The following is a 6,577-nucleotide window of genomic DNA, read 5'->3' on the forward strand; positions in this document are numbered from 1 at the left end:
TCCTGTTTATCTACTTTCGGAAAATGAAAAAATCTGACTTCGGTGTTATCACCGTCCTCTACCTAATAGGAATTGCGTTCCTGGTCATGACACTTGAACTTCCCAAAGGTGCCATGCGCTACCCGCTTTTCCTCACGGTCGTCTTTCTGGCTCTGGTTTCGATTTATCTGATTCAGCAGGTCCTTCACTACATCAAGACCCGCAAAATCGTTGATGACCTGAAGCAGAAATTCCAGGACTTTCAGGCTGTGCAGTTTTTCGGTGTCTGCGCGTTCTGTGTTATCTACCTCATCCTGATTCAGAAGCTCGGCTACTACCTCTCCAGCGTGCTCTTTATGCTGGGCTGCATGCTGTTCCTCCGCGTGAAGCCTCTTTTCGTGGTCCTCTCCACCGCGATTCTGATGGGCATCATCTATGGTGTCTTTACCGTCTTCCTCAAAGTCCCGCACCCCGTGGGACTTATTTTTGGCTAGGCCCCGCGGAGAATAACCAATGCAAGAAACTCTGAGTCTCATGGGGCTTGGCTTCGCCAACGCGGTCACCCCGATCAATCTTCTCATCATGTTCCTGTCGACCGCCATGGGTATCACCATTGGCTGTCTGCCGGGACTCTCCGCCGCCATGGGCGTCGCGCTGCTCCTTCCGATCACGTTCGGTATGGATCCGGCCTCCGGCCTTATCACGCTCGGCGGCATCTACTGCGGCGCTATTTTCGGCGGCTCAATCAGCGCCATTCTGATTCACACGCCTGGCACGCCGGCCTCTGCCGCAACGGCTATTGAAGGCTACGAGCTGACGAAGAAGGGACAGGCCGCGAAGGCTCTGACCGTCGCCTGTGTGGCTTCCTTCATCGGCGGCCTTCTCTCCTGCATCTCGCTCTACTTCTTCTCACCGCTTCTCGCGCAGCTCGCGCTGCAGTTCAAGAGCCCTGAATACTTCTGGCTTTCGCTCTTCGGCCTCACGATCATTGCCGGTGTCTCGAACAAGTCGCTCCTGAAGGGTCTGATCTCCGGCGTCCTCGGTCTGCTGATCTCCACGATTGGCATGGACCCGATGGAAGGTGTCGAGCGCTTCATGTTTGATCAGAGCGAACTCTATAACGGCATCAATGTGACCTGTGCCCTGATCGGCCTCTTCTCGATGTCACAGGTGCTGGTGCTTGCGGAAGGCAAGATCAAGGAGCGCGGACGTCTTCCGCAGAAGATCGGCCGCTTTGGTCTCTCCAAAGCTGAAATGAAGCAGATCGCTCCGACCACGATCCGTTCCTGGATCATCGGCAATATCGTCGGCATTCTGCCGGGCGCGGGCGCTACGATCGCGAGCTTCATTGGTTACAACGAAGCGCGTCAGTTCTCGAAGCATAAGGAAGATTTCGGTCACGGCTCCATTGAAGGCGTTGCGGGCTCTGAAGCCGCCAATAACGCTGTGACGGGCGGCTCCCTCATCCCGACTCTCACCCTCGGTATCCCGGGCGAATCCGTTACCGCGGTGCTGATGGGTGGACTCATCATTCACGGTCTGCAGCCGGGACCCGAGCTCTTCACTACGTACGCCGACATGACCTATACGTTCTTCGCTGGCTTCGTGCTCGTGCAGTTCTTCATGCTCGTGATCGGACTCTTTGGCAGCAAGATGTTCGCCCAGATCTCGCGTCTCTCTGATGCCATTCTGATCCCGTCTATCTTCCTGCTCTGCGTGGTCGGCTCCTACGCCATCAATAACAGCACCTTTGACGTCGGTGTCATGGTGGTCTTCGGTGTGATCGGGTATCTCGCCCACCACTTCGACCTCAATAACGCCGCTATCGTGCTCGGGCTGATTCTCGGCCCGATCGGAGAAAACGGCCTCCGCCGTTCCCTCATGATCAGCAACGGAGATCCCTCCATTCTGTTCTCGTCAGTCATCTGCTGGGTGCTGATCGCGCTCTGCGTGGTCGGCATTCTGTCTCCGCTCTTCTTCAGTAGAATGGAGAAGAAGATGAAGGATTCGAACTAGAACCTTATCGAAAAGGGGATAGGCGTCGGGCCTGTCCCCTTTTTACTTTGCGGGCTTTACGGCCCTTTTCACACACAGGATGAACTTATATGCAGAAAAGAACCTTTCTTTCGATGCTAGTCGCGGGTGCAGTTTCTATCCCTCTGTCCTCGCACGCCGCCTGGGCACCGTCCGGTGAAGTTTCGGTTATCGTTGCTTATAAGGCTGGTTCCGGCACCGACGTGGGTGCCCGTCTGCTCGCCTCGGAGGCTGAGAAGTTTGTGGGCCGTCCGCTCGTTGTGAACAACGTCCCGGGCGCTGATGGCAAGATCGGCTGGACCCAGCTTTCCCGTGCGAAGCCGGATGGCCGTACGATTGGCTTCATCAATCTGCCGACCTTCACGACTCTGGCGGTTCTGCCGCACTCCCCGCTTTCCACCTCCAAGATCGTTCCGATCTGCAATCATCTGAAGGAAACCGGTGTCGTTGTGGTCCGCGCTGACAGCAAGTGGAAGACCCTGAAGGATCTCGTCGCTGAAGCGAAGAAGAACCCGAACCTGCGCGCCTCCACGAACGGCGTCAAGGCCTCCAACCATATCGCAGCCCAGCTGCTTGCCCGCAGCGCTGGCTTCAACTACAAGGCCATTCCGTACGGCGGCACCGCTGACCAGCTGCTCGCTCTGCGCCAGGGCGAAGTGCAGTTCTCCTGCGCGAAGATCGGCGACGTGCTGAAGCTGTCCACCGGCCGCAATCCGGTCTTCCGCGTCCTCGGTGTCTTCGATACGAAACGTGATCCTTCCCTCAAGAATGTCCCGACGCTGAAGGAACTCGGCTACTACGGCAAGTGGTACGGCTCTGCCCGCGCTCTCGTCGCCCCGGCCGGTACGCCTCCTGAAATCATCAACTTCTACGTGAACGCTTTCCGCCGCACTCTGACTGACAAGGCGAACATCGCCGCTCATGAACGCGCCGGCCTCTCCATCGACTTCCTCGATAACAAGCAACTTGCTGCTCTGATCAAGGAACAGGAAGAGTTCTCGCGTGAAGTGACAAAGATCTTCTGATCTGCTCCCCTGAATGCCGGCTGATGCCGGTACAGAAAGAGCAAAGCCCGAAAGGTTCAAATACCTTCCGGGCTTTTTCTTTGTCTGCAGAGGGAGATGGGAGCCTGCACATAGTCTTCCCCGGTAATAGGGCATCAAAGGCCTCTGGTAAGGGGGTTAAACGCACCAGATCGGGAGGTCCCGACAAAAGCGATCAGCTCTTGCTATCCGGCTCCCGGCGCTCATCGCCATTGAAGTCCGGAGACAGAGAAAGGAGGAGTGCGAGCTCCTCCTTTTCTTTTTTCCCCTGGTTTTCCAGACGCGCATAAAACAAAACCCTCGAAAGAAAAACTTTCGAGGGTCTTGAAAGGGGAGCCTGACAGTGACCTACTTTCACCGGAAATACAACCGACTATCATTGGCGCGAGAGCGTTTCACCGTCCTGTTCGGAATGGGAAGGGGTGGGGCCACTCTGCTATGGCCGTCAGGCAAAGGCTTTGCTTTCAAAGTTTTTTAGGACTTCTGAAGCGAATTCTTTGGGAAGGAATGAAATCACATGGCTTGCTTTTCCACATTCACACACTTCTTTCTTTTTGCAAGCTTCCTTTCAAAACCTTTGCTGTCATTTAACTAAGCAGCACGGTTATAGGATCAAGCCGCACGGGCAATTAGTACCAGTTAGCTTCACGCCTCACAGCGCTTCCACACCTGGCCTATCAACGTCCTGGTCTCGGACGACCCTTCAGGGAGGTCAAGCCTCCGGGAAGACTAATCTTCAGGCAAGTTTCCCGCTTAGATGCTTTCAGCGGTTATCTCTTCCGCACATAGCTACTCGGCAATGCGACTGGCGTCACAACCGATACACCAGAGGTGCGTCCACTCCGGTCCTCTCGTACTAGGAGCAGCCCCTGTCAATCTTCCAGCGCCCGCGGTAGATAGGGACCAAACTGTCTCACGACGTTTTAAACCCAGCTCACGTACCTCTTTAAATGGCGAACAGCCATACCCTTGGGACCGGCTACAGCCCCAGGATGAGATGAGCCGACATCGAGGTGCCAAACACCGCCGTCGATATGAACTCTTGGGCGGTATCAGCCTGTTATCCCCAGAGTACCTTTTATCCGTTGAGCGATGGCCCTTCCATGCAGAAGCCACCGGATCACTATGACCTGCTTTCGCATCTGCTCGACTTGTCTGTCTCGCAGTCAGGCACGCTTTTCCCATTGCAGTATCCTCACGATTTCCGACCGTGATTAGCGTACCTTCGCACTCCTCCGTTACCCTTTAGGAGGAGACCGCCCCAGTCAAACTGCCCACCATGCACGGTCCCCAGCCAGGATTACTGGCCCAGGTTAGAACCTCAAACAAATCAGGGCGGTATTTCAACGACGGCTCCGAATGAACTGGCGTCCATTCTTCAAAGCCTCCCGCCTATCCTACACAGATCGGTTCAAAGTCCAATGCAAAGCTACAGTTAAGGTTCATGGGGTCTTTCCGTCTAGCCGCGGGGAGATTGCATCATCACAAACATTTCAATTTCACTGAGTCTCGGGAGGAGACAGTGTGGCCATTATTATGCCATTCGTGCAGGTCGGAACTTGCCCGACAAGGAATTTCGCTACCTTAGGACCGTTATAGTTACGGCCGCCGTTTACTGGGACTTCGATCAGGAGCTTGCACCCCATCAATTAATCTTCCAGCACCGGGCAGGCATCACGCCCTATACGTCGACTTTCATCTTTGCAGAGCGCTGTGTTTTTAGTAAACAGTTACAGCCACCGATTCTCTGAGACCTCTTCGCCCTTTGGGTTTCTCTCCCATCAAGCTACAAAGGCACACCTTCTTCCGAAGTTACGGTGTCAATTTGCCGAGTTCCTTCTCCCGAGTTCTCTCAAGCGCCTGAGCATATTCAGCTCACCCACCTGTGTCGGTTTACGGTACGGTCGCCGTTGAACTGAAGCTTAGAGGTTTTTCCTGGAAGCGCTTCCAGTGGCTTCGTCTTCAAAAGAAGACCCGATCCTTCGTCCTGGGTATACGCCTGCGGATTTGCCTGCAGGCACCCATCGCTCGGAAGCCGGGACATCCAACACCCGGTCCACTCTGGCTGCTCCGTCACCCCATCGCATTCAACGCCGGTTCAGGAATATTAACCTGATTTCCATCAGCTACGCTTCTCAGCCTGGCCTTAGGAACCGACTCACCCTGCTCCGATTAACGTAGAGCAGGAAACCTTGGGTTTGCGGCGAGCGGGCTTTTCACCCGCTTTATCGTTACTCATGTCAGCATTCGCACTTCTGATACCTCCAGCAGACCTTACGATCCACCTTCGCAGGCTTACAGAACGCTCCCCTACCACTCACACTAAAAGTATGAATCCGCAGCTTCGGTTATCAACTTAGCCCCGTTACATCTTCCGCGCGGAAGGACTCGATCAGTGAGCTATTACGCTTTCTTTGAAGGATGGCTGCTTCTAAGCCAACTTCCTGACTGTTTTAGCCTTTCCACTTCGTTTTCCACTTAGCTGATATTAGGGACCTTAGCTGGCGGTCTGGGTTGATTCCCTTTTGAGTCCGGACGTTAGCACCCGGTGCTCTGTCTCCTGTACGAAGCTTTCTGGTATTCGGAGTTTGCCATAGTTTGGTAAGACGCCATGTCCCCCTAGCTATAACAGTGCTCTACCCCCAGAAGCTCATATACAAGGCACTACCTCAATAGTTTTCGGGGAGAACCAGCTATCTCCAGATTTGTTAAGCCTTTCACCCCTAACCACAGCTCATCCTCTGGTTTTGCAACACCAGTAGGTTCGGCCCTCCAGTGTGTGTTACCACACCTTCAGCCTGGCCATGGTTAGCTCATCTGGTTTCGGGTCTATGCCATGCGACTGAATCGCCCTGTTCGGACTCGCTTTCGCTGCGCCTCCCCTAGTCGGTTAGGCTTGCCACATAACATAAGTCGCTGACCCATTATGCAAAAGGTACGCAGTCACCCCGAAGGGCTCCTACTGTTTGTATGCATGCGGTTTCAGAATCTATTTCACTCCCCTCCCGGGGTTCTTTTAACCTTTCCTTCACAGTACTAGTACGCTATCGGTCGATCACGAGTATTTAGCCTTGGAGGATGGTCCCCCCATGTTCAGCCAGGGTTTCACGTGCCCCGACCTACTTTTCGAATCCTCAGTACCTTGAGATAAACGTCCCGTACGGGGCTATCACCCACTATGGCGAGCCTTTCCAGACTCTTCCAGTGTTTTTCTCAATATCGAATTCAGGCTGTTCCGGTTTCGCTCGCCGCTACTTCCGGAATCTCGGTTGATTTCTTTTCCTGCAGCTACTGAGATGTTTCAGTTCGCCGCGTTCGCCTCCATACGCTATGTATTCACGCATGGATCAAGCTAAAGCTTGGAGTTCCCTCATTCGGAGACCCCCGGATCAAAGCTCGTTGTCAGCTCCCCGGGGCTTTTCGCAGACTGCCGCGTCCTTCATCGCCTGTGATCGCCAAGGCATCCACCACATGCACTTAGTCGCTTGATCCTATAACCCTGCCGCCTTTTACCCGGCACG

General features: G+C 54.4%; 3 protein-coding genes and 2 rRNA genes. 3 read left to right on the forward strand and 2 right to left on the reverse strand.

All coding sequences use genetic code 11. From position 1 onward, the window contains the following. Positions 1 to 23 precede the first annotated feature (23 nt). The 3 genes from BN1936_RS11105 (at position 24) to BN1936_RS11115 (ending at position 3,038) form a co-directional block, all read left to right on the forward strand. Positions 24 to 473 (forward strand): tripartite tricarboxylate transporter TctB family protein, encoded by a 450-nt coding sequence (locus tag BN1936_RS11105; RefSeq protein WP_049687410.1) that lies wholly within the window; start codon positions 24 to 26, stop codon positions 471 to 473. 19 nt (positions 474 to 492) lie between these two features. Further along, positions 493 to 1,995, forward strand: a complete 1,503-nt coding sequence (locus BN1936_RS11110) for a tripartite tricarboxylate transporter permease (RefSeq protein ID WP_049687411.1) — start codon at positions 493 to 495, stop codon at positions 1,993 to 1,995. An 89-nt stretch (positions 1,996 to 2,084) separates the two neighbouring features. Further along, on the forward strand, positions 2,085 to 3,038 hold the full coding sequence (locus BN1936_RS11115) for a Bug family tripartite tricarboxylate transporter substrate binding protein (RefSeq protein ID WP_022442702.1): 954 nt from the start codon (positions 2,085 to 2,087) through the stop codon (positions 3,036 to 3,038). 353 nt (positions 3,039 to 3,391) lie between these two features. On the opposite strand, the gene rrf is transcribed toward BN1936_RS11115, so the two are convergent. Both rrf and BN1936_RS11125 read right to left on the reverse strand, forming a co-directional pair. Continuing rightward, a 5S ribosomal RNA gene (gene rrf, locus BN1936_RS11120) occupies positions 3,392 to 3,506 on the reverse strand. A 158-nt stretch (positions 3,507 to 3,664) separates the two neighbouring features. Continuing rightward, positions 3,665 to 6,547: ribosomal RNA gene (locus tag BN1936_RS11125) — 23S ribosomal RNA — on the reverse strand. Between the last annotated feature and the right edge of the window lie 30 nt (positions 6,548 to 6,577).

It is taken from the genome of Dakarella massiliensis (genome assembly GCF_001182045.1).
Lineage (GTDB): Bacteria > Pseudomonadota > Gammaproteobacteria > Burkholderiales > Burkholderiaceae_F > Mesosutterella > Mesosutterella massiliensis.

What these genes read in the sequence shown, in the direction of transcription:
- BN1936_RS11105 (WP_049687410.1), top strand. Translation starts at nt 24, where the DNA reads ATGAAAAAATCTGACTTCGGTGTTATCACCGTCCTCTACCTAATAGGA.
- BN1936_RS11110 (WP_049687411.1), top strand. Translation starts at nt 493, where the DNA reads ATGCAAGAAACTCTGAGTCTCATGGGGCTTGGCTTCGCCAACGCGGTC.
- BN1936_RS11115 (WP_022442702.1), top strand. Translation starts at nt 2,085, where the DNA reads ATGCAGAAAAGAACCTTTCTTTCGATGCTAGTCGCGGGTGCAGTTTCT.